At 47.6% G+C, this 22225-nt stretch carries 19 protein-coding genes, 1 tRNA gene and 2 pseudogenes; all 22 read left to right on the top strand.

Annotated elements, in window-relative coordinates; genetic code table 11:
• Nucleotides 1–205 precede the first annotated feature (205 nt).
• Nucleotides 206–2512, top strand: coding sequence for a type I DNA topoisomerase (gene topA, locus Q7S09_02670; protein MDO8558068.1), 2307 nt, complete (start codon nt 206–208; stop codon nt 2510–2512).
• A complete protein-coding gene (locus tag Q7S09_02665) occupies nt 2509–3267 on the top strand; it encodes a type 1 glutamine amidotransferase (GenBank protein MDO8558067.1) in 759 nt (252 codons plus the stop codon). Before topA ends, Q7S09_02665 begins: the two co-directional genes overlap by 4 nt.
• Nucleotides 3268–3336: 69 nt before the next feature.
• Nucleotides 3337–4107 carry a hypothetical protein gene (locus Q7S09_02660; protein ID MDO8558066.1) on the top strand — a complete coding sequence of 257 codons (771 nt, stop codon included), beginning with the start codon at nt 3337–3339 and terminating at the stop codon, nt 4105–4107.
• 162 nt (nt 4108–4269) lie between these two features.
• The gene (locus tag Q7S09_02655) at nt 4270–4665 is read left to right on the top strand and encodes a hypothetical protein (protein ID MDO8558065.1); all 396 of its coding nucleotides are present in this window, start codon (nt 4270–4272) and stop codon (nt 4663–4665) included.
• An 80-nt stretch (nt 4666–4745) separates the two neighbouring features.
• The gene (rpsP, locus tag Q7S09_02650; protein MDO8558064.1) at nt 4746–5096 is read left to right on the top strand and encodes a 30S ribosomal protein S16; all 351 of its coding nucleotides are present in this window, start codon (nt 4746–4748) and stop codon (nt 5094–5096) included.
• A gap of 344 nt (nt 5097–5440) precedes the next feature.
• The gene (locus Q7S09_02645) at nt 5441–5785 is read left to right on the top strand and encodes a KH domain-containing protein (GenBank protein ID MDO8558063.1); all 345 of its coding nucleotides are present in this window, start codon (nt 5441–5443) and stop codon (nt 5783–5785) included.
• A 119-nt stretch (nt 5786–5904) separates the two neighbouring features.
• A pseudogene (gene prfB / locus Q7S09_02640) lies at nt 5905–7009 on the top strand (peptide chain release factor 2).
• A gap of 77 nt (nt 7010–7086) precedes the next feature.
• Nucleotides 7087–7776: an ATP-binding cassette domain-containing protein gene (locus tag Q7S09_02635; protein MDO8558062.1), complete on the top strand. Its 690-nt coding sequence runs from the start codon at nt 7087–7089 to the stop codon at nt 7774–7776.
• Nucleotides 7777–7779: 3 nt separating this feature from the next.
• Complete coding sequence (locus Q7S09_02630; GenBank protein ID MDO8558061.1) at nt 7780–8688, top strand: permease-like cell division protein FtsX; 909 nt, start codon at nt 7780–7782, stop codon at nt 8686–8688.
• A 67-nt stretch (nt 8689–8755) separates the two neighbouring features.
• Complete coding sequence (locus tag Q7S09_02625) at nt 8756–9337, top strand: isochorismatase family cysteine hydrolase (GenBank protein ID MDO8558060.1); 582 nt, start codon at nt 8756–8758, stop codon at nt 9335–9337.
• Nucleotides 9338–9404: 67 nt separating this feature from the next.
• A pseudogene (locus Q7S09_02620) lies at nt 9405–9593 on the top strand (GIY-YIG nuclease family protein).
• 59 nt (nt 9594–9652) lie between these two features.
• Nucleotides 9653–9723, top strand: a tRNA-Gln gene (locus Q7S09_02615).
• A 227-nt stretch (nt 9724–9950) separates the two neighbouring features.
• Nucleotides 9951–10649: a hypothetical protein gene (locus Q7S09_02610; protein MDO8558059.1), complete on the top strand. Its 699-nt coding sequence runs from the start codon at nt 9951–9953 to the stop codon at nt 10647–10649.
• A 553-nt stretch (nt 10650–11202) separates the two neighbouring features.
• A complete protein-coding gene (locus Q7S09_02605; GenBank protein ID MDO8558058.1) occupies nt 11203–11613 on the top strand; it encodes a hypothetical protein in 411 nt (136 codons plus the stop codon).
• Between the two features lie 191 nt (nt 11614–11804).
• On the top strand, nt 11805–14129 hold the full coding sequence (locus Q7S09_02600) for a site-specific DNA-methyltransferase (GenBank protein ID MDO8558057.1): 2325 nt from the start codon (nt 11805–11807) through the stop codon (nt 14127–14129).
• Nucleotides 14130–14134: 5 nt separating this feature from the next.
• The gene (locus tag Q7S09_02595; protein ID MDO8558056.1) at nt 14135–16717 is read left to right on the top strand and encodes a DEAD/DEAH box helicase family protein; all 2583 of its coding nucleotides are present in this window, start codon (nt 14135–14137) and stop codon (nt 16715–16717) included.
• Between the two features lie 994 nt (nt 16718–17711).
• A complete protein-coding gene (locus Q7S09_02590) occupies nt 17712–18134 on the top strand; it encodes a hypothetical protein (GenBank protein ID MDO8558055.1) in 423 nt (140 codons plus the stop codon).
• A 469-nt stretch (nt 18135–18603) separates the two neighbouring features.
• On the top strand, nt 18604–19197 hold the full coding sequence (locus Q7S09_02585; protein ID MDO8558054.1) for an NYN domain-containing protein: 594 nt from the start codon (nt 18604–18606) through the stop codon (nt 19195–19197).
• Between the two features lie 182 nt (nt 19198–19379).
• The gene (locus Q7S09_02580) at nt 19380–20078 is read left to right on the top strand and encodes a hypothetical protein (protein MDO8558053.1); all 699 of its coding nucleotides are present in this window, start codon (nt 19380–19382) and stop codon (nt 20076–20078) included.
• Between the two features lie 257 nt (nt 20079–20335).
• A complete protein-coding gene (locus tag Q7S09_02575; GenBank protein ID MDO8558052.1) occupies nt 20336–21547 on the top strand; it encodes a hypothetical protein in 1212 nt (403 codons plus the stop codon).
• A 53-nt stretch (nt 21548–21600) separates the two neighbouring features.
• Nucleotides 21601–21852, top strand: a complete 252-nt coding sequence (locus Q7S09_02570; protein ID MDO8558051.1) for a YdeI/OmpD-associated family protein — start codon at nt 21601–21603, stop codon at nt 21850–21852.
• 13 nt (nt 21853–21865) lie between these two features.
• A partial coding sequence (locus Q7S09_02565; protein MDO8558050.1) for a TspO/MBR family protein occupies nt 21866–22225 on the top strand: 360 nt, incomplete at its 3' end.

Here is a 22225-nt window from a genome sequence, read left to right as displayed (position 1 = left end):
CAATAGGACTCTGTATGGCACAGCTGGAAGCCGCCAGGCGTCACCGTGAAAATGACTTTTGTATACCACGGTTTGCCGACGGAATTGGTGCGAGGTATTGTTTTTCTCTACCCCTAACCCATCTTTTGACGCTACGGCCTTTGTGTGAGAGAATGGGAACATTGTTGTCGCTAGGCCCTTCTTTTGCTCTATAGATCCAACACGCATGCCCAAAAAGAAAAACACGCTCATTATTGTTGAATCGCCGACAAAAGCCAAAACGATATCGCGATTCGTTGGCGCGGGCTTTGTGGTGAAGTCATCCTTCGGACATATCCGCGATCTTCCCAAGCGGCAGCTTGGTATTGACGTGGAAAATAACTTTGAACCGAAATATGTCATCCCGCTTAAAGCAAAATCGGTCGTCTCGCTTCTCAAAAAAGATGCAGCCAAGTCCGAACGCGTGATACTGGCAACCGACGAGGACCGCGAGGGAGAGGCGATCGCATGGCACTTGGCGCAGGCGCTCGGCCTGAAAGAAAAAAAACACCGCAAGGTGGAGTCCGAAGAAGATGCGAAGCCATCCAAATCCAAAACTCCAGAAATACAGCGCATCACTTTCGATGAAATAACCAAATCGGCTATCGCCAAGGCCCTGGAAAATCCGCGCGCGATAGACCAAAAGCTGGTAGATGCCCAGCAGGCGCGCAGGGTTCTTGATCGTCTTGTGGGATATAAGCTTTCTCCTTTGTTATGGAAGAAGATCTCGAAAGGACTCTCGGCCGGGCGCGTACAATCCGTTGCGCTACGTCTTATCGTGGATCGGGAACGGGAGCGGCAGGCATTCAAGCCGGAAGAATACTGGACGGTTGAAGCAATGCTGGGAAAGGATGGCGTGACGGCCGAGACCGAGGCGCTTGAAGACAAAGATAAGCTTCCCGCGGACGTCTTTGCCGCGCGTCTGATAAAAAAGGATGGCAAAACTCTGGACAAATTCGACGTTAAGGAGCAAAAAGAAGCCGAAAGCATTAAGACGGCGCTTCAGAAAACTGCCTGGGTCGTTGAGGAAGTTGCGCAAAAAGAAGTGAGGCGCAATCCATTTCCGCCATTCACAACCAGCACCCTGCAGCAGACCGCCGGAAGGCGCTTTGGGTTTTCTTCCAAACAAACGATGCGCTTGGCACAAATGCTCTACGAAGGCATGGACGTTGGCGAAGGAGGAAGCGTGGGCCTTATCACGTACATGCGTACCGATTCGGTGAACCTTTCGGAGGAAAGTCTGCAGGGCGCGCTTACTTATATAGAGAATGCGTTCGGAAAGCCGTATATTGAAGGAGCTCCGAGGAAATATAAGACCAAATCGCGTCTGGCGCAGGAAGCGCATGAAGCTATCCGTCCGACCGACGCCGCACGCACTCCAGATTCCATCAAGCAGTACTTGGAACCGCGAGCGTGGAAGCTGTACGATCTTATCTGGCGCAGATTTGTCGCTTCGCAAATGCCGCCTGCCCGGTTTCTGGAAACGGACATACTGATATCTGCCGGCGCCTACACGTTCAATGCCCGGGGGCTCGTGAAGCAGTTTGACGGATATCAGAGGGTATATGCCGTAAAAACAAAAGACGTTACCCTCCCGATGCTTGCAAAAAATGATATGCTTTCGCTCCTGAAGCTCTCTTTGCTACAGCATTTTACGGAGCCGCCTGCGCGGTTCAACGAATCAAGCCTCATCAAGACCCTCGAAGAATACGGTATCGGCCGCCCTTCCACCTATGCACCTACTATTTCGGTCATTCAGGACCGCGGCTATGTGCAGAAGGATGAGAAGCGGTCATTCCTCCCCACCGAAGTAGGATGCGCGGTGAATGATTTGCTTGCCGAACATTTTCCGCTTACCATTGACGTACAGTTCACCGCGAAGATGGAAGAGAATTTGGATAAAGTAGCCGCGGGTACGGAGCGATGGCAGGACGTTATTCGTGAATTCTATACGCCGTTTGCCAAGCTTCTTGGCGAGAAGCAGGAAACGATAACAAAAATGGTTGAACAAACGAATGAGGTATGTGAAAAATGCGGAAAGCCCATGATCATCCGCATGGGGAGATTCGGGCGCTTTATGGCCTGCTCGGGTTTCCCGGACTGCAAGAACGCAAAACCCATTCCTGGCAGCGAACCCGTTAATTTCGGGGTAAGTACCGGACAAGAAGGCGCCGGGGGCGGCGACGCCGACGAGAAATGCGAGAAATGCGGAGCGGGCCTTGTCAGACGACAAGGAAGGTTCGGACCATTTTTCGGCTGTTCGCGCTATCCCGAGTGCAACTACATTAAGAAGAAAAATTATTCTATCGGGATGAAATGCCCCAAATGTTTTGAGGGCGATGTGGTGACCCGCCGCACAAAGGCCCGCCGCATCTTTTACGGCTGCTCGCGCTATCCCGAGTGCGACTATGCAACATGGGTCCGCCCGGAACCGGCCGCGGAGGCCGCCGCAGAACCTGCCGCAAAATCCCCTTCGGAATCTCCTTCGGCATGAGCAAAAAAAGAAAAATTCTTTTCCTCGATATTCTTACCGATGACGTCAAGAAAAGGAAGAGGATTGAAAAGTATGTATATCGGGGTGCGACATATGCCGATAGGATCCGACGCGTATGCGGCATTGCGGAAAATGCCTTTGCGGCCGTTGATGCTTCGAAAAAAACATTCCCGGATCCGTCAGGATATCGCGCTATTATCATCGGCGGCTCTACGGAGGATCCGGTGAAGGGAAAAGAAAAGACTTGGATGAAAAAGGCGTATGCGTTCATCCGCAGGGCCGCGAAAAAACGCGTGCCGATTTTTGGTATTTGTGGCGGTATGCAATTTACGGTGCGGGCGCTGGGCGGCACGGTGGTAAATAATAAAAAAGGGAGGCACTTCGGTAACGCTAACATTCAACTCACAAGAGAAGGCATAAAAAGCACGTTGTTTGAGGGAATTGGCAATACGTTTACAACCCAGTGCAATCATCGATGCATCGTCGACTCGATAAAACCGGAATGGAAGGTGCTTGCTTTCTCGGCGTATGCCCGCATAGAAGCATTGGCGATCGGGGAGCGAATTTATTTGGTTGAGTTCCACCCGGAAAGAGATCTTTGGGGAGCGCGTGCCAGCGCGCGCATGCAGAAGGAAGCGCTTCTTTATGAAAGCCTGGCGACCGAGAAAAATTTCCGTATGCTGGTGAACGCTCTTAAGGATACGAGCGGGGTGGGCAGGAAGATATTGAAAAATTTCATAGAACGTATAGTGTGAGTGAGGGAAACTTACTTGAAAGGATTTTTAACGCTCTTGTCCTTTAAAAATCATACGGGGGAGGCGCATATGGGTTCTCGAGAACTTAAAAGGTTTTTGGAGAGGTTCAAATTCAGACCGGATCTGTGCGGGTATGTCGGTATTGAGCGAGAGCGGTTTCTGACAAGAAAAAATGGGGTCATTGTTCCTGAAGCCAAGCAATTCCTTGAGAATATGGGTGACTCGGCGTGGACCTATGAACTTTCCGCCTGCCAGGTTGAAGACCGTACGATTCCCCGGCAAGACCCGTTCTGGATAAGGCAAAATCTTTTACAAAATGATTATTGGGGCGGAAAGGCTGCGCGGAAACTGGAACTGTACCTATCTTTTAAAGAAGTAGGCCCCCGCACCATGAGGCTTGATGTGTATCCCGATCCAAGGTATTTGGAGATAGTCAAGCACATTTCTCGCGCTCGTCTTTCGGCTGCCTGCAGAGTTACGGGAACCCACATCCACATCGGCGTTGCAAACATGGAAGAAGCTATCCGCGTCCACAATGTTCTTGGGCGTGCATCGGGATATCTTGCAGCTCTTGGAGACCATTCGAGGGGTGAGCGCCTGAAACTCTATAGGACCATGGCACCCGACTGGAAGGTCCCGGTCTATGAAAGCGCGGAGCACTTTTTTGAGGTCGCCAAGAAAAAGGGATTTGCAAAGAACCCGCGAAACTGCTGGAATCTCGTCCGTATCAGCGCGCATGGAACGGTGGAATGCCGGGCATTCGGCGTAACTCCGGATGTTGACGAAATCATGGATTGGGTGAGTGCCATTCGTTCCATCGCAAAAGAGGGAACGAAGTGAATGCAGATGTGTTGGGCGCACGACTCGCTCGAAAATATTTTTTCGGAAAGTTTCTAAAAACGCTCCGCGGATGAAAATTCGCGGAGTTTTTTCAAGCCCCATAGCTCTTGACATAAAACCCATCAATGGTAAAATAGAATTTCGTTTTTTGAGAGGTGGGAAATGGATGCAAAAGAACGGAAATATCGCATCGTGCTTTTTGAAATACTCGGCGGATTCGCATGGCTTTACATGGACGTAAGCTGGATGATGCATTGGATATTCGCAACGACGCTGTTTGGCGCGATCTCCATCATATTCAACGCGCTGTCACTTTACTACGCAAGATCAACGGCGCAGTTTGCCGCGGTGGGGGGAACAATGGCGTGGGTTTTAATGTGCGCTTCGTGGCTGCTGTATGACACGTATGAGATCGCCTGGTTCAAGCTCACAGGAGTCGCGCTGTTTGTCATTTGCAATGCCTGTATTTTCTCGGCACTGATGCAAACTCGGTTCGCCAAAGAAAGGACGTTGTCCGCCCTTGAATATTTCAAACGGCTTAGGATACATGTTCCTTAAATTCGTAGAGGCTCGCGCCTCTTTTTTGATGTCTTGGCGTCGCATTGACGATTTTCCGGACGTGCGATACAATCCTTTCCATGCTCACAATCCGCTTCCAACGCACCGGCAAAAGGAACCAACCCCATTTCCGCATAGTGCTCATTGAGCATTCCCGGAAAGTAAAGGGCGAATATAAAGAGCTTTTGGGTTCTTACAACCCGCGCTCAAAAGAAACGAGCCTTAAAAAGGAGCGTATTTTATACTGGGTGGGGAAGGGCGTAAAAGCGTCTCCCACGGTACATAATATGCTCGTTTCTCAAGGCATCATTTCGGGTCCAAAAGTACAGGCGTGGAAACCGAAAAAATCTGCTAAAAAAGCTGCGGAAACGGCCACGGCACAAGCGCCCGCAGGAGTGGTTCCGGTGGCGAAAGAAGAAGCCGCTTCTTGACCCCCACACTAATTGTCTGCTGACGACGCGAAGCGTCGCAAGTTACGTTTTCGATAAGCAAAGTATTCAACAAAAACCAAGCCTCATGTCGAACGCATGGATATGTCACATGCAGACAATTAGGGTGGGGGTTGACATTTTCTCTGTACGCATGATATAATGATTTATATGTATAAATAAAAGGTCGATTGAAATGTTTGTAAAATACTGCTAGCTTGGACTTTATGCATTTGGATGCAGTTCGAGGCGCGCGCGAGGAGCGGAATAAGACGTACTGACACGTACGGCGTTGAGCACCGGAGCGCGCAACGAAGAAATGCGCCAAAGGCAAAAGTCCTTATGTTATGGCAAAGAAAGAAGAACTTCCTTTTGATCAAGAATTCATCGAATTTGTGGTCAAAGCCATCTCCGATTATCCGGATGATGTGAAAACGGTTCGTCAGGTGGATGAAATGGGAGTATTACTGACTCTCAAAGTAAACCCCGCGGACATGGGGAAGATCATCGGCAAGGAAGGAGCAACGGCAAAAGCGCTCCGCACCCTGCTTCGTGTGGTTGGAGCAAAAAATCGGGCTCGCATCAATTTCAAAATTGAAGAACCGCCCGGCTCCACGCATGCCCGTCGATTTGAGGATAGGCCGCGCAACGAGACGTCCTCTTCAAGCGACATAGGAGATCTTGATCTCTAATGCATTACCGATCACTGAATCAGAAAACCGCCTCCGGGCGGTTTTCTGATTGGCAGAGCTTCACTTTTTGCTAAAAATTTGATACGATGTATTCATAATATATGTCGTAACCCCTCGCGATGCGGGAATTAAGAGAAAAATTGGAAAGACTGCTCGACCAGATCCTCCGCACCGAGGACCGTCTTTGAGTTAGGGAAGCGCAAACAGGAACTTAAAAAACTTGAGGAAGAGAGCGTTAAGCCAGATTTTTGGATCGACCGGAGCCGCGCGAAAGAGGTTGGTCAGAAGCTCTCGCAATTTCGCGAAGAGATAGTCGTTTGGCAGGAACTGGAAAAGCGTTCATACGATCTTCTGGAACTTATAAAGGCAGCCGAGAACGAGCCGGGCGACGAGGGAATGCTGCCGGATTTTGAAAAAGAGTACGTGCTTCTTGAAAAGGGATTTGAAAAGGCGGAATTTGCGGTATTCCTTTCCGGTCCATATGATACACATAATGTCATTTTGTCGCTCTCGGCGGGCGTGGGCGGCAAGGACGCAGAAGACTGGACCGCGATGCTGCGGCGCATGTATGAGCGGTATCTTGCGGACAAAGGATACGCCGTTCAGGTTTTAAGCGAATCATTCGGTGAAGAACAGTGTCTTAAAAACGTTGAATTCGAGGTCCGGGGCCCGTATGCGTACGGATATTTGAAGGGCGAAAAGGGCGTGCATCGGCTGGTGCGCATATCCCCTTTTAATGCGCAGGGACTTCGCCAAACATCTTTTGCGGCCGTGGACATATGGCCCATCATCGAAGATGCCCAAGGTATTGAAATAAAACCGGAAGACATCGAAGTAGATCTATACCGTTCTTCCGGACCGGGAGGACAGAACGTCAACAAGCGCGAGACTGCCGTGAGAATTCATCACAAGCCCACCGGAATTTTCGTTGCATGCCAGACCGAACGCAGTCAGGCGCAGAACAGAGAACACGCGATGCGATTGTTAAAAGCAAAACTTGCCGCGCACCTGTTTGCGCAGCAAGAACAGGAAGCGGCCAAAGCCCACGGCGAGAACGTAAAGGCCGAGTGGGGCAGGCAGATACGTTCTTATGTGCTCCATCCGTATAAAATGGTAAAGGATCTGCGCACGGGCGTTGAGGTTTCAAATCCCGAAAAAGTTTTGGATGGAGATTTGGATATATTCATTAATGCGGAACTTCGCCAGCTCAAAAATAATGTCTAATATCTAACTCCCAATGTCCAATCCAGGCTTCGCCTATTTGAAATTGGATATTGGACATTAGGAATTCCCCATTGCGTATGATCATTTTCGATCGCGTCACAAAAACATATGGTAAAAAAGTAAAGGCGCTTTCTGACGTCTCGTTTGAGATACATTCGCATGAGTTCGTTTCTTTCGTTGGAAAATCCGGCGCGGGAAAATCAACAATTCTTAAGCTCCTTATCGGCGAAGAGCGGCCCAGCAAGGGACGGGTACTGCTTGACGAGATTGTGGTGAGCGAGATGGGAAAGGGACATCTGCCCGCACTGCGCCGCAGAATAGGTTCCATTTTCCAGGACTACCGCCTCCTGCAGAATAAAACCGTGTATGAGAACGCCGCCTTTGCCATGGAGGCGGCAGGACGCATTTCTCAAGATATTGAACGCGATGTTCCTCGCGTTTTGGAGCTGGTGGAGATGAAAGACAAAGCCAGGCGCTTCCCGCATGAACTTTCGGGAGGAGAAAAACAGCGTGCCGCCATAGCCCGCGCCATTGTGAACCGCCCCGAAATTCTTATTGCCGACGAGCCGACGGGAAACCTCGACATATTCCACGCATGGGATATTATTAAGTTGTTGCTCAAGATTAATTCGCTTGGCACCACAGTGCTCTTGGCCACGCACGACTACGATGTGGTGAATGCCGTGGGACGCCGCGTTATCACGCTTGAAGAAGGCCGCATTACAAGGGATGAGGAGAAGGGGAAATACGTCTTGTCAGATAAATAACTTATGTTCATAGGACTAAGCCGCGTTATAAAATCTGGTTTTGCGGGTTTTTACAGATCGGGCTGGCTGTCGCTCGCCACCATTTTCGTATTGGTGCTGATGCTTTTCACCCTTTCGGGCCTGGCGCTTTTGGTGCGGAGCGCAGATTATTTGCTTGGAACATTGCAGGATAAAGTGGATATCAGCGTATATGTGTTCCCAACGGTAGAAGAATCGAGGATTTTGCGCATGAAGGAACAGCTGGCACTGCTTCCCGAAGTGAAGGAGGTGGATTACGTATCGCGCGAGGAGGCGCTTAAAAGATTTCGCGAGAAGCACAAGGAAAATGCGGTCATTATCGAAAGCCTTGATGAGCTTGGAGAAAATCCTCTGGAGGCGTCGCTTAACATTCGCGCACATGAAGCCGACCAGTTTGATGCCATCGCGAAGTTTCTGGAGAAGGACGTTTATAAGCCCCTCATCGATAAGGTAAATTACTCGCAGAACCGCGACGCCATCCAGAAACTCGCATCCATCGTCTCTGCCGTGCGCAGAGGCGGAATGGTTGTTGTGGCTATCCTTGCGGCCATCGCGCTTCTTGTTGCGTTCAACACGATTCGCATGGCCATTTACGCCATGCGCGAAGAGATAGGCGTCATGCGGCTCGTGGGGGCGTCCAACTGGTTCATTCGCGGCCCGTTTTTGATAGGCGGCATCTTGTGCGGCATCATTGCGAGCACATTGACGCTCGGAATTTGGATTCCCGTCCTGCAGAAGTTTTCTCCGTCGTTCGACCGGGTGCTTCCCGGACTTCATCTGCTGTCATATTACACCCAGCATATTTGGTTTTTCGCCGGAGGATTGCTTGCCGTTTCCATTCTGCTTTGCGTGGTTTCCAGCGGCATTGCCATCGGAAGATACTTGAAGGTTTAACGAAAAAATGCTACACTTAGGGAGAAAATAATTCGGCTTTACGCTGAATTTTTGTTTAATGGAGTCTATGAAGCCGGCACTTTTGGTCATTGATTGCCAATACGATTTTCTCCGCGATGTATCGCCCTACCAGTGCGGCATGCTCGACAATGCGCTTATCGGGCGCATACGCTCGCTCATTGAGTTTTGTCGGGGTCACGGCATTCCCGTTGTCTATACCCAACACAGCATCGAACCAGACAAATCGAACGCTGAATTCGGTGAGCCGGAAGGCGTGCGGGCCTGCATAATAAGCACAAAAGGATGGGAGATTATCGAGGATCTTAAACCACGAGCGGGCGATGCTGTCGTTAAAAAAGATAAATATGATGCATTCTATAAAACGGATATGGAAAATGTCCTGCAGAGTCTCGGCGTTGACACGCTGATCCTTTGCGGCGTGCTTACAAACAACTGCATCCGTGCAACCGCCGAGGGCGCGCACTATCGAAATTTTAAGCTTTTTATTATAACCGATGCTTCCGGGGCGACAAGCTACATCCCCGAAAAAACTAACGAGGAAATTCATGATATTACCCTCCGAGACTTAAAAGAGCGCATGTACGAGACGGCGGTTATCACAAACGCAGAACTTAAAAAACTTTTCTAGATTTTTTCTTTGCGGGGTCATCTAACGGCCCCTAGGTCGCAAAGGCGACCGGGGTCCCGGTGCGTTCATGCCACATCTTTATATATTAAAAAGTTTAAAAGATAGTAAGTTGTATGTGGGCGCAACAAGTGGTGACCTCGAAAATAGGATTAAGCGGCACAATAGCGGACTTGTAAAAAGCACAAAACAGCGAAGACCGCTTGAGTTAGTCACCGCGCTATATTTTAAAACACTATCGGAGGCTCGTAAAAAAGAATGGGAGTTCAAATATACTCCCTGGGGTGGTAAACTCAAAAAAGAATTGGCCTCCAAAACTGCGGGATCGTCTAATGGTAGGACACATGACTCTGAATCATGTAATCTAGGTTCGAGCCCTAGTCCCGCAGCTTTGGAGGGCAGTCGGCATGAACGCACCTAGGGATTTAGCTTCTGGTCTTACAGCTTTGGCCGGAAGCTTAAAAAGTTTGGTGGAGTGAAGCGAAGGAAAAAGGTACCTGCTTGCCCCGGCTAGCCCGGCGGGGACACCAGTTCTCAATTGCAAAAACATACTTGAAAGATAACCCAAATAAGACCGGTTATTTGTGCATCATTAATTATTTTAGAATACATAGATATGGGAATTTTCGGCGATTTATGGAAGAGCAAAGAAGAGGTCGGGCACAAGGCGGTTGTTTCGGATGTGTGCGGCCGCCTAAAAAGTAGGCTTGCAAGCGAGAACCCTTCCGTGAGGATGTTGCTGGAAAAGTGTTTTGATGTGGCCGAGAATTCCCTGCGGGGGGTGCTTTTTCTGACTCCAGAAAATTTTAAGCTCAAAAAAATACTTTCAAAGGAAGAAGTCGAGACCTGGTTCGGCAAAGTTTGCCTGGCGCTTGTTTGCTACTCATACGGCTTTTTTTCTATTACCGACCGGTCCGAAGCGGTTCAGGCTCAATTCAGATCATTTTGGCAGGGAATGATCGATGCGTATAACAGGGTTTTTGGAGCCAACGCAACGTTTGATATTGTGTATTATTATGTGCCTGGCATCTCTGAAGAAGTAAGGAATAAATATGCTTCACTGAGCCCCGAGGAGCAAGGCACGAAGATGATGATGGAACTTTACATTGCGCTTGCTGGAGCATTATTGGGTTCCATCTGGCATATAAACATTGAGCAGGCGTCGATCTATGAGCTTCGTAATTATAAGACGGGAGATAACATGGGCGCGCTTAGCATGAACGCGCAAAGAATTGTGCTCCTGGGCGAAGGGATATGGCAGACACATTTGGAATTGGTACAACCGATACTTCCCAAGCTGGCGCAGCAACAGTAAATGCTGGCCCGCCCAGGTTTCCCGTATAGTTTTTTCACGAGAATCGGCTTTGGGCCGATAAAGAAATTTAGCGTAGCCTATTTGAGCCAAGACGGGTCCTGAGCGTCCGAGACGGTTCGAGTCGCAGACCGGCAGCCAACTCGTGATAGGTTATCGCGCTCGAGGAGCGTCGAAACCACTCACGATACTATTCCTAAATTGCATACCGGCTGAGAGCCGTATTCAGATACTAAACCACCGAGCAATCGGTGGTTTAGTGTTTTCTTTTGACTTTTGGATCCTCCGGGCATATGCTGAAACTACAATTGAATACGTATTTATCCAGAGTGCAGCGAGGGATCTAGCCCGATGCCTGTCCGCCGAAGCAATTCGGCGAAGGCGGAACCTGCCGGCAACCCTTGAAGGATGACTCCTTCAAGAAGGTGCTTCTAGCCCCGAGTATGTCGAGGGGAAAGATAAAGGCTTGTCCCGCCGTAGCTTTTAAGCGAAGGCGGATCGACACGATAAGCACACCTCTTTCCCGCGTGGGAAGGGGTTTTATGTTTTATGTTTTATGGCATTTGAAGAAAGTTTAAAAAAGGGAGTGTTATTTGGATTTATTCCGCACAACCTGGAAATAGCCGGACGGCCAGAGTTGAGCGTTTTTCCGTTCAACGTGATGTTTGCGCAGTATGGAACGAAGGAAGGGAAAAACGTCATGGGCTCCGCAGTGTATGAGCCGGACTGGGCTACCTTCAAGCGGGAAGGGACCGAAAGTTCCATGACCTACCGAAACAGCTATGGTGGAGATGGATATCTCGTTATCACACATGACGGGAAAAGCTATCATGGGGAGAAGTATGTCGGCGGCAAGTCGGCGGGCTCCGCCGATGGGGGTCTCGACTGGAAGATGTTCTTCGTGCACTTCACGGCTTTGGGCCTGGCCAATGGCGAGCGGTGCAAGTTTGAGGATATGCCTAATTAAACCGACGGATGAAAATGGCTCCTAACCCCGTTTCTATTTTGTAAACAAGCAAGTAGTTGCAAGAAGGAGTCTGAGGTTGGAGGTGTGTGGTATCAAGGGAGAGGCGGGTTTTGGTTCGACAAATATCCGTTTACGGCGGGTTTTTCGAATGCTACCCTTAAGAAGCTTGATTTTTCATTCCTAATAAAGCTATGACGAAATTGTTAGACAAGGATAGGGAAAAAATAATCAAAACTCTTACAGAAGGTAAAGATTTACCAACTTCGTATCAGGCGAAGTTATTTGAAAGTGACGAGGTGGATTATGTGGAAGCGACCAAGGACTACAAGCTTGTCTATAAGGGCAAGACGCCGGAAGCAAGGGTGATTGCCGAGACACCCGCAGCGCCCCTGCAAGAGATGCGTGCGTTTAATACTGATAATGCATTTATCGACAAGTGGGCGAATATGCTTATCTTTGGTGACAATCTCTATGCACTCAAGACGATTTACGACGATCAGCGCAAGGACAACAAGCTTGGAACGAAAAATAAGATTAAACTCATCTACATCGATCCGCCGTTTGCGACCAAACAAGATTTTATGAAGGATCGCGAGAAAGCGTACCGCGACAAAGTGATCGGCGCGGAGTTTATAGAGTTTTTGCGCAAGCGCCTCATTCTTATGCGGGAGATTCTGGCAGCCGACGGTTCAATCTATGTGCATCTTGATGGGAAAAAAGGTCATTATATTAAGGCCATAATGGATGAGGTATTCCTAGAGAATAATTTTCAGAATGAAATATCATGGTGTTATCGCGAGGCTATAAATGGAAAGAATCGGTGGAATCGTAAACATGACATGATTTTGTTCTACACCAAATCAGATCATTGGATATTCAATTATAAGGATGTGCTTCAGACTTCTAATCCAAATTCTCTTAAAAAGTATCGGTACGAAGATGAAAAAGGTTTTTATAGGTTAATGGGCCGGGGTTTGGCTAATAGCCCAATTAGTTCTCAGCGCGATGTGAATCCAAAATGGGAAAAAACTAATCCAGAATTAGTATTTCGCCATTACTGGAAAGGAGGTACTCTCGCGGTTGATTATTGGAATATAGACATTGTAAACCAGGCAGCACACGAAAGAATTGATTACCCAACTCAAAAACCAGAAAGGTTGCTCGAGAGAATAATAAAAGCCTCCTCAAATGTCGGCGATATTGTTCTCGATACATTTGTTGGAAGTGGTACCGCTATCGCTGTTTCCGAGAAGCTAGATCGAAGATGGATAGGAATGGATAGTGGTAAACTTTCCATCTATACTGCACAAAAGCGACTCCTTAATCTCACTGAACACATTGGGACGCTTCAAAAAGATGATAAACGAGATTACGAACGTGTAGAAGATTTTGAGGAACACGGCAAAACCTCACGTGCGCTACTGATGATCTATGAGAAAGCGCGGGCAGGAGATCTGGTTGTTAATGATGATTTTCTTACCTCGCTTGGCGATTTTATTGGTACATATCTTTCTGGTCATGACGAGGAATGTTTTTCACTTATTTGTCCCGAAGAGAAGTTTCAAGTAAAGAAACTAAAAGTGAATCACAATGAAAAGAAAGATGATGATAGCGAATCGGCAGGACAAAAAGTTGTGAAGGTGGGAAGGATAAAGTTTCTGATCTCATTTGTTGCACTAAAAGAAAAAGCTGAAGAATTAAAGCCCCTTAAATCCAAGTATTTTAAACTCCTTTACGCCGGAATGTACGACAACGAGGCAATCCTCAAGATGGACTGGGAGCAATACAGGCCGTTTGTGGCGCAGTTGTTCGATGTGCGTCTTGCCCCGCATAAGATAAAAGCATTTGAAGCAGACGGATATATTAGCACCCATTCAGCCTCTATATGGAATTATCCGGCAAACAAGAAGCTGGAAATTGATGAGGGGTACGTGGATGACCTGCACAAGGTACTTGGAGGCAGAGGTGGCAATAAGTTCTATGTGGTGGCGCCAATCGTTGCGATGCGTTTTATGCAAGACGAGATCAAGCGTGGAGATACGACTTATGTATTCTTAAAAGTACCGCTTTCTATCCTCATTGCCTTGATTCAGAAAAAACAACCAGGAGCCTTGAAGCAACCAATGACCAAAGCGGACGTGAACGAGGTAATTGATGCCGTTGGTTTCGACTTCATTTCGCAACCGGTTGCGAGGGTGAAATATAAGAAGACTAAGAAGGAGTATGTGATTGGTATTACCGAGTTTCGCTCCAATACGCTAACCTATGATCCGGAAGAGTTTGAAAACTTTGAGACACTTTCAATGGTGATGGTAGACGTAGATTACAACGAAAAAACGCAAGTATTTGATCTTGATAAAGTGTATTGGTCGGACAAGATAGTAAACACCAAGCGTACGAAGGCTGAAATTCGTATTCCCGCAGAAGAGTTTGCTGGAAAAGCTATGATGATTATTTTTATGGATAAGTATGGTAATGAGTATAAGGTGATCAAACGAAAAGACAACTTTTCTTAAATACCATGGAATACAAGAACAACGATTTTGTATTAAAAGCACAAGATGCAAGCGCCGAAACAGAGGCAATTGTGTATAAATACGATGCTTTTTTAGAGGCGATTACGTCCGAGAAGTTTGCACATGTGCGCGAGGCAATTCGCGAAGGCGTACGCTTTCTGGTGTCCGGTAAGTATCCGACCATTGATACGCTGGCACGGGAGCACTATGAGGGAAGTGTCAAAATGAAGGCAAAATATAACAGCGTTGATGCGTATCTTGCAAAATTTCCAATGCATGCTCGAAAATCTGCAACGATTGATCTGGCCACTGGTACCGGCAAAAGCTGGGTTATTTATGGTATTGCACAAATTATGCTCGCCGAGGGGTTAGCGGATAAGGTGCTGGTGCTTTGTCCGTCGGTGACAATCGAAGAGGGACTTAAGGAAAAGTTTCGTGAGCTTTCCGGCAATGCCAATGTATCGCAGATCTTGCAGGAGTTAGACCCGTCCCACACCCCGCCGGAAATTAAAAGCGCCAACGACCCCATATTATCTGGCGATATTTGCGTTGAGAATATCCACTCCGTATATGAGCGGACCGGATCATCTATTCGCGATAGTTTTGCGGGTAAGGGCAAACGGACGCTAGTCATTAGCGATGAGGCGCATCATATATTTAGCCCAGAAGATGCAGGAACAAAGCGCTGGTTTGATTTTCTAACGGATGAGGATTTCGACTTCGTTTATCATATCGGACTAACTGGGACGCCATATATTCAGAATGGCTACTTTCATGATGTGATTTTCCGTTACGGGCTCAAGCAAGCGATGGAAGATGGGATAGTTAAGACGATCGATTACGTGCTGGAGCGAGCGCTTGAGGGAGCTGAGACGCAATACGAGGAGACGTATGCAAACCACGTGCGATTAATAGAAAAGTATAGCGGCGTGCTAAAGCCGATTACTATCGTTATAACCGCAAAAATCGTTGAGTGTATTGAAGAGTGGCGCAAGTTGGTGGATTATATTGCCGAGAAGGAGCGAATCTCTTTTGATGCGGCTAAAGAAAAGGTGATTTGGGTGACTTCCGGCTTGCCATCGGGTGCGCAGGAAAAAAAACGCGCAGTGGTTGCGTTAGAGCTCACAGACAACTCTGGCGCCGAAAAAATTCGTAAAAAATATCTGCAAGCGCTCAAGTCAGTGGATGATGAAGATAATCCGGTGGAGTATATCGTGTCGGTGGCTATGCTCACGGAGGGGTGGGATGTAAAAAATGTGTTTCAGATTGTGCCGCATAGCAACAGAGCATTTGATTCCAAACTGCTTATCTCGCAAGTGCTTGGGCGTGGATTACGCATCCCAAAGAGATTAACGCCCCCAGTGCAGGTGGTAGTGAATAATCATGAGCAGTGGACTACGGCAATAGGAGGCTTGTATAGAGATGTGCTTGAAATTGAAAATCGTATTACATGGGGTTATGATCCGAGACGAGCGAAGTATGCTTTTCCGCTCTTTAATCTTGAGTATGAAGAGGAGCAATATAGCATTGAAAGCAAGGTGAAGTCGGCAAAAGAGCCGAGTATACAAGTATTGCATCCGCAAGCAGAAACACGAAGACAGACCACAACCTTCTTGCATGCGGGGATCATTAGATATGACGTAACCGTTGATGGGAATGTATCAGTTGAAGATGCTACCCGGCAGATCAAGTTGTTCTTGAAAGAAAAAGATAGAAATCTTGCTAGAAAATGGAGTATTAAAAAGATTGACCAATTTATCAAGAAAACACTGAAAAATCGGCTTGGACGCGTATATGACTATGTTAGTGCAGAAAATCTAGCCACCTTCAAGCAGGCATTTGGCCCAATGTTTCGCGAGTTAGGAAAAGAGGTGCCGCGTATGAAGCTAATGGCGGGGGCTTCGAAAAAGATAGAGGCGTCTTCAATGTCTCGCCAATCCTTTAGTGAGGACGCGTTGAAAACCTCCGGTACACTCTTTTATCCACCACAATTCCTAGAGAGTTTATCGGGCACGGAGAAAATGATTATCGAAAAGTACATCTCCATGCGTTTACAAATAACGCCCGCTCTGGTGTTGCCAGAAACGCAATACATAATGGATCGCTTCTATCCGAAGAATGAGGAAGAGTTTGTAACTTCGCAATCAGCAATATATGTAACGAGTAGCCCAGAGATCGAGTTTGTAAAAAGCGTTTTCAATGATGTTACATTCTTCGCAGGCTTTATTAAGTCTCCAGATAAAGGATTCTATAGCATCCCTTATTCATTTAAGCCTACAGCAGCTGGGTCGACGCACGTAAAACGAAGCAGTTTTAATCCCGATTTCTTTCTAGTAAAAAAAGGTACTAAGGATGTGCTCGTTGTAGAGATAAAGCAAGATGATGATCTTGCGCAGGAGAATAAGGCTAAGTATCGCGATGCATGCGAGCACTTTACGCAACTGAATCAGGAGCTTGTGACCGCAGGAGAAGAATGGCGATATCATTTTTACTTTTTGTCGCCCACAGACTACGCATCGTTTCTGGATGTTACAAGAGAAGGAAAGTATATTGGATGGAAATCGGAGTTAATGCAGGGTCTGGAATAAAGGGTTTACGAAGGCGATTGATACCTGATAAATTGGCGACCTCAAGTCTAAACCTTCATTGACTTTTTAGGTTGGGGTAGTAATATCCTTGTGTTATCCACATTACCCCCTGGGGTACCGCCTAATTTCGTGGTATTATATAGGCAGACGGTTAAGGGCTTGTTTATGGGCAAAGTGCTACATTTCTCAATTTTCCAGGCCTATTAACGGTTTTTTTTATTTCTTGAAATTGACTAAAACAAAAGCCACCCTTAGACGTCTAAGCGTGGCAATTGTCGAAAAATTACTTAAAGTAAACTCTCACCAACATCTCTGAAGATGACCTCTGGATTACTCCAGGGGTTTTCTTTTTTCACTTTTCTGGCTGGCTTTTGCTTTAACCGATTGGCCAAGCCTTATGGCCGTAATCGGAGGCGTAATACTTCTTTCCATTCTTTGTGAAAAATGTACGGAAGTGGATGCACCCGCGTTTTCTGGGTCGCTTGTACGTTGTCATAGTTCAAGCGAGGTATCCATGGCTACCGGATTAACCGAGCGCCCAGTGTGCGCGTCTAATCAAAAAGACTACCGCACAGGCCGAGCGTCTCGCGGGTTTATCTTTGCAGAAAAACCCCACAAAAGTCCTTTTGGGACTTGGCGTTTTCATGGGGCGAACCCCACGAAACGACCCGCCTGTTTTGTAGTCCTTGTCCGGGTGCTACTTCTTCTCGGCCACTTTCCCGCCAAGGAAAGTTTTATTTAAAACATCTGATGTCATTATACATCCTCGCGCTAATTTTTCGCAAGCAGAAATCGGCACTTATTGTGGATAAGTTAAGCGGGTGCTACTTGTCTGAGATCACGAATGGTCCGCGGCGGCGTCGTATCGTAGCAGTTGTGGTTTTTGATACCCCATTGAATGAAAACTTACAAAAACAAATTCGTAATAGCATCGCAAGCAAACAAGGTGACCTCGCTTGACGGCGGGGGTTTGTGATTTTATGGTGGATTGGCAATGACTACATCAACCGACATATTACGCACAACCATAGAGGGACTCACGGGAATAGGTAGGTCCCTTTTGCCAAATCTATGCGATCTGGCGAAGTCCGTCTCCAAAGGATGGTCTGGCACGTTATGGTATATAGTCGCCAATCTGGGGTTCAAGGGTTGGCTTGTGGTAATCCTTGGAACTCTGACATGGATTGTCTTCGAAGTTATCGTCGGTGGGGGCAAATCAGCAAATGGTTTTTCTTGGAGATTGAATGTGTTTGTGGGAAGTTTGACGTATGCCGTATTAAATACGCTGCTTCACTTCTTCTTTAGCTGGATTTTTGGAGATGGCATCTATTGCTTGGTATGGCCATACCCTTTTCATTTGGCAACCTTTTGGTTCACCGGGTGGTTCTTGAGATGGATCGGCTTCTGGAATCATTAGACCCGACCGGAGTGGCCAGCCATCTTAATCTCCCTCCCCGGGGCTTTTTTGTTTTCCATCAGAAAAATCCGTTGTCCGGGCAGGAGCAGGGGGGGGTAGAATATAAAGCATAGACACCAACCCCAACCCCCTCCCCAATAAACACATCCTTACAAACTGGAGTTTGTAAGGATGACAAACTTATACTACAGACCACCTTCACTTCCTCCAACAACATCCTTACAAACTGGAGTTTGTAAGGATGAATAACTTGTGTCCCAAGATACCGCCATCTCCTCCCAACACATACTTACAAACTGGAGTTTGTAAGGGTGAAATAAAAATTATTGAAGGCGGCCATCCTGACAAGTAAAATCTTTTAAAAAAAATTCTAATAAATTCTCAAAACTCCCTCTATCGGGGAGTTTGATTTTTGTCGAAAGTTGTGATAGGTTTATGAGAACAGCCCTCGATTCATCTATATAAATGTATGGAAAAAGTCGACCGGCAAAATACAGCTAAGCAAAACGTCTTCTATATTTTTATTGACGCGTCAAATTTGTGGCAAGCGCAAAAAGCAAAAGGGAGAATGTTCGACTATGAGAAACTAAAGATTTATTTAAAAGGAGAGTTTAAAGCTTCTGAAATTCAGATTTTCTATTACACGGCTTATCCCGCCGAAGGAACTCGCGAACATAGCCTTGATGGTAAGCACAAATTTTTAACATATCTCAAAAAGGGGCTTGGATTCACGGTTCGCAAAAAAGAGTTGAAAAGGATTGTTACCCATGGCGAGATGGGGGATTCGATACAAGAAAAGGGAAATATGGACGTTGAAATGACGATTGATGCTATGCATTATATGAATAAATATGATGTCGCAGTCTTGTTCACCGGCGATTCTGACTTCTTGGCATTGGTGACATATGTCAGAAATGCGGGCAAAAAGGTATATATTTTTTCTTCAAAAAACAATGTATCAAAAGAACTTCGAACTGGTGGAGATGGATATTTTGATGTGCTCAATTTAGAAGAAGATATTTGGGGCAGGGAGTTGAAGTATAGGGGTGCTACTCCACAATAAAAGCAGCCCTCCGTGAGGAGGGCTGCCCTTGGATGTAATACCCTTAAGGTTTAATAGTAAAACCTTAAGACAAATCAAGTATAAGCTATCTTCAAAAAGAAGTCAAGGTTTTCCACAGACCTCACAGATGAGGAGAAGGCGGTGAAAACGGCATCAGACACCTTCCCCGTTAGCTAAGATGTATGGATGGAAAGGTTAAGAAAAATGAACAAGGAAAGCCCGATGAGTCACCAATGGAGCCGGCTGTGACGGCCGACGAGCAAGCTGACGGGCCGCCCTTGGCGAGCCTCGCCCCCGAGGGCGGGCCAACCCCCGTAGTTTTACAGGAACCCGTGGCAGCTGTTACGACCACCGAAACGCCGCTCCCAACGGCTCAAACGGAGCAAATTCAGGTGGCGACCCCGCCATCAACTTTTTTATCGGATAAGGACGGCCGGGGAAGTCCCGCGTATTCTCGCGGGGAAATGCCCGAAATTAGCGCTCAGCCCGTGGAGCCGACTGCACCAAATGGTGGAATTGGTGCAGTCATTGCCGAAAAACCGGCGGAACCTGTTTTGACCACTCAAACCTCTTCGCAGGCATCTTCCGCGCCCTCCGACGCCTCTTCAAGCCCCACACCTGCTCACGTTGCGCCGGTGCAGAATTTCGTGGCGACGTTGCTGAAAAAAGCGAATTCAGTTCTGCATCTGCGGAAGCAAAAGAAGCTCGAGAAGATTATGGCGCTTGTAGTTGCTAAAAAGATAATAGGTAACGACGATATTGAGCGGCGACTGCACATTTCGCACAACACCGCCTCCCGCTATCTTGCCGAGCTTGTGAAAGCCGGAAAATTGCAGATGGTGGGCAACATCCATCAGCCCCGGTATAGAATTGCGGAGTGAATTTTTGAAATTAATGGTGACTGTCCCCGTTTTCACCGGTTTGAGGCGGGACTCTTTTTTGCCCTCGGAATAATGTCGCCCTGGGCAGATGCAAGGCCATGATGGTCTGATAACGATATTTATATTAAAATGATGCCCAGAGCGTCCGCAAAGGAGTTCCTTATAAGCCTAACTAATTCATCTAAAACTTTTATATGATGCAAAGATCCATATGCATATTAGTCGCATGCTTGTTGATGTATTATCCAGGCCCGGGTTTGGCCCAAACAGGCGCCGCTTTAGAATTAGAGGCGCAGGCTGTCGCGACTACAGAATACGGGTCTGGTGTGGTTGGACAGGTATTTGTGCTGGATGGCACCCAGAGCGTGGATGATGGCATGGTCGGAACATTCGCCTGGAAGCAGGTGTCCGGGCCCTATCGGTTTATTTTGGATTCCGGTGCAAAAATTTCGGTCGTCCCGTCCGTGCCAGGTACGTATGTATTCGAGTTGATTGTTACGGATAGGGCGGGTGAGAGTTCTGTGGCAAAAAAAATACAGGCAACAGTGGCGGAAAAAAACGACTACATCTTTCAAAACAACCAGACCGATCTTGATTTTGTGAACAAGCCGGCCGTCACCACGTCTGCCGGCGGCACCGAGGATATAAATATCGGCATAGGAGAGGGGGAGAAAAAAGGTAATGTTGAAATAAATTGGAAAGTGGAAGAAGGGGAAAAGGCCAGCCCGGCGCCTTCAGAGATCGGCGCCATTACCGGCGAGTCTCCCGATAGCGGGAAAAAAGGTAATGTGGAAATAAATTGGAAAGTGGAAGAAGGGGAAAAACTGACTCCCGTATTTTTGGAGATTGATACGATAAAAGGAGAATCGCCCGACGCCCAGACTGCCGGAAGCGCTAATGACCGGTTAAAAAATGCCGGGCCCACGAACGGTTGGCCGGCCGGAGGCGTTCACGTGGCTGCGGGAGATATCAACGGCCTTACCGACGAGCAAAAGCAGGATTTTTTGGCAACGGTAAAAGCATGGGCAGAGATTAAGAGCGAGCAGGATCTACAGAATTTTGCCGTAGGCGTGATGATGGAGAAAGATCAGCCGGCCGAAAGCTTGAGCCTCAACTATGAAAGTATAAAGTTCACATACAACATGCCCGCAAAATTTTTTGGCATCATGCCGACGCGCTATAGGGCGGAAGTGTCGATCGACAGAGGTGATAATGAGAATTGGGACTTCGGCAGGGTTAAAGTGGCATTACCCTGGTATGCGTTCCTGTTGCAGAAGGGAACTTCGGCGAGTGAACTGACCCTTGCGATTCGGCAAAATGCCGACGCCGGGAATATGCAGGGAACCGGTTCGGAGTCGGAAGCGGCGGGCTCATGGAGGTATGGTGCCGCGCGGGCGATGCAACTGGTGAGCAATGTCATGAAGACCAAGCACGATACGGTGAAAAACAGCATCGGCAATATCCGCTGAACTTATTAGTTGCGAGCCCGTTTTTAAAAAACATTTTTTGTTATCATAAAATTATGACCCAAAAAGAGCTCGCCGGCGGCGTGGTGCATAACATGCCGGAAGATCTCCATAAAGCCCTTATGTCAGCCACTACGGCGCGAGAAATATGGGAAGATATTACGCCGCTCGCGCGCAATGAGTGGATTTGCTGGGTTACATCCGGTAAAAAAGAGGAGACGAGGAGCATCCGTATCGAAAAGGCGCTCTCGAAGCTTAAAGGTGGGATGCGCCGGCCGTGTTGTTGGGCCGGTTGCCCTCATCGTTGAAATGGAGTCGTATATGAACAACACATTCAAACTCATCATTGCCGTCGTAGTTTCCGAGATGGCCGGCATCATCGGTTCGGTCTTTACCACGCCATCTATTGCCGGTTGGTACGCAGGAATAGTGAAGCCGACTCTGAATCCTCCGGCGTGGGTATTTGGACCGGTCTGGACGACATTGTTTGCGCTTATGGGCATTGCGGCGTTCCTTGTTTGGAAGAAGGGACCGGATCGCAGGGATATAAAAATCGCCCTCGGCATATTCCTCGGCCAGCTGGTCTTAAATACCCTTTGGTCGATTATCTTTTTCGGCTTGCACAGTCCCGGCGGTGCGCTTATTGAGATTGTGTTCCTTTGGCTCGCCATCCTTGCCACG

The sequence above is a fragment of the bacterium genome, from assembly GCA_030649025.1.
Classification (GTDB): Bacteria; Patescibacteriota; Minisyncoccia; order JAUYLV01; family JAUYLV01; genus JAUSGO01.
The sequence above is the reverse complement of the archived record's forward strand: the minus strand, read 5'-3'. Positions and strand labels throughout refer to the sequence as shown.